The organism is Micromonospora sp. NPDC049275 (assembly GCF_043197115.1).
In the GTDB taxonomy this organism is placed as follows: domain Bacteria; phylum Actinomycetota; class Actinomycetes; order Mycobacteriales; family Micromonosporaceae; genus Micromonospora.
The window spans coordinates 2,938-5,270 of record NZ_JBICSN010000029.1; the positions used below are offsets into that span (position 1 = coordinate 2,938).

Genomic DNA, 2,333 nt, shown 5'->3' on the forward strand with positions numbered 1-2,333 from the left:
AACTTTGTAACTTCTCAAACAAGTGTCAGCTTGTTTAGCAGGGTCCCACAACCCCGACCACGCAACCCCTGACAGGTATCACACGCAGCCGGTTTAGCCTCGATCCGCTTTCGCTCGCCACTACTCACGGAATCACTAAATTTGTTTTCTCTTCCTACGGGTACTGAGATGTTTCACTTCCCCGCGTTCCCTCCACACACCCTATGTGTTCAGGTGTGGGTGACACCACATGACTGGTGCCAGGTTTCCCCATTCGGACACCCTGGGATCACAGCTTGGTTGACAGCTCCCCCAGGCCTATCGCGGCCTCCCACGTCCTTCATCGGCTCCTGGTGCCAAGGCATTCACCGTTCGCCCTTGACAACTTGACCACAAAGATGCTCGCGTCCACTGTGCAATTCTCAACAAACGACCAACCCACAACCCGATCCGCCCCACACCAAACCCGATCCTCGATCGGCGGTATGCGAGGCCAGGCCATGCCTGGCAGACTTCCAGCCCCCACAACGGGAGGCTGGCCAAGTCTCCGAAAGAAACAACCACCGGTTGTTCTTTCAGGACCCAACAGGGTGCTTACATCCTCCCCCAGCCGCACCAGAAGCATCCGTTCCCACCACACCCGAAAGAGTGGCTGTACTAGGCGCCGCCGGCCGTTGCCAGGGCAAAACTTGCCAGTGTCTCCGCCATTCGAGCACCCCACCACCACAGTCGGGCAGTGCGGGCTCCTTACCGACTTTCGTCGGAAGGTGCTCCTTAGAAAGGAGGTGATCCAGCCGCACCTTCCGGTACGGCTACCTTGTTACGACTTCGTCCCAATCGCCAGCCCCACCTTCGACGGCTCCCTCCACAAGGGTTGGGCCACCGGCTTCGGGTGTTGCCGACTTTCGTGACGTGACGGGCGGTGTGTACAAGGCCCGGGAACGTATTCACCGCAGCGTTGCTGATCTGCGATTACTAGCGACTCCGACTTCACGGGGTCGAGTTGCAGACCCCGATCCGAACTGAGACCGGCTTTTTGGGATTCGCTCCACCTCACGGTATCGCAGCCCATTGTACCGGCCATTGTAGCATGCGTGAAGCCCTGGACATAAGGGGCATGATGACTTGACGTCATCCCCACCTTCCTCCGAGTTGACCCCGGCAGTCTTCGATGAGTCCCCGCCATAACGCGCTGGCAACATCGAACGAGGGTTGCGCTCGTTGCGGGACTTAACCCAACATCTCACGACACGAGCTGACGACAGCCATGCACCACCTGTGACCGCCCCCGAAGGACCCCCCATCTCTGGAGGTTTTGCGGCCATGTCAAACCCAGGTAAGGTTCTTCGCGTTGCATCGAATTAATCCGCATGCTCCGCCGCTTGTGCGGGCCCCCGTCAATTCCTTTGAGTTTTAGCCTTGCGGCCGTACTCCCCAGGCGGGGCGCTTAATGCGTTAGCTGCGGCACAGGAAACCGGAGAGGTCCCCCACACCTAGCGCCCAACGTTTACAGCGTGGACTACCAGGGTATCTAATCCTGTTCGCTCCCCACGCTTTCGCTCCTCAGCGTCAGTATCGGCCCAGAGACCCGCCTTCGCCACCGGTGTTCCTCCTGATATCTGCGCATTTCACCGCTACACCAGGAATTCCAGTCTCCCCTACCGAACTCTAGCCTGCCCGTATCGACCGCAGGCTTGGGGTTGAGCCCCAAGTTTTCACGGTCGACGCGACAAGCCGCCTACGAGCTCTTTACGCCCAATAAATCCGGACAACGCTCGCACCCTACGTCTTACCGCGGCTGCTGGCACGTAGTTGGCCGGTGCTTCTTCTGCAGGTACCGTCACTCTCGCTTCGTCCCTGCTGAAAGAGGTTTACAACCCGAAGGCCGTCATCCCTCACGCGGCGTCGCTGCATCAGGCTTCCGCCCATTGTGCAATATTCCCCACTGCTGCCTCCCGTAGGAGTCTGGGCCGTGTCTCAGTCCCAGTGTGGCCGGTCGCCCTCTCAGGCCGGCTACCCGTCGTCGCCTTGGTAGGCCATCACCCCACCAACAAGCTGATAGGCCGCGAGCCCATCCCAAGCCGAAAAACTTTCCACCCCCAGCCATGCGGCCAGAAGTAATATTCGGTATTAGCCCCGGTTTCCCGGGGTTATCCCAAAGCTTGGGGCAGGTTGCTCACGTGTTACTCACCCGTTCGCCGCTCGAGTACCCCGAAGGGCCTTTCCGCTCGACTTGCATGTGTTAAGCACGCCGCCAGCGTTCGTCCTGAGCCAGGATCAAACTCTCCAACAAAAAATTAGTTGAACAGCATCCTGACAACAAACAAATGTTGCCAAAGGAATCCCAACCAGCC

At 58.8% G+C, this 2,333-nt stretch carries 2 rRNA genes (1 of these 2 running past the window's edge); both read right to left on the reverse strand.

The features are described 5' to 3' along the window. Positions 1–371 (reverse strand): 23S ribosomal RNA (locus ACGFIE_RS33695) (it extends 2,893 nt beyond the left edge of the window). 386 nt (positions 372–757) lie between these two features. Then, positions 758–2,272: ribosomal RNA gene (locus tag ACGFIE_RS33700) — 16S ribosomal RNA — on the reverse strand. The 16S and 23S rRNA genes sit together here, the layout of an rRNA operon. Positions 2,273–2,333 lie beyond the last annotated feature (61 nt).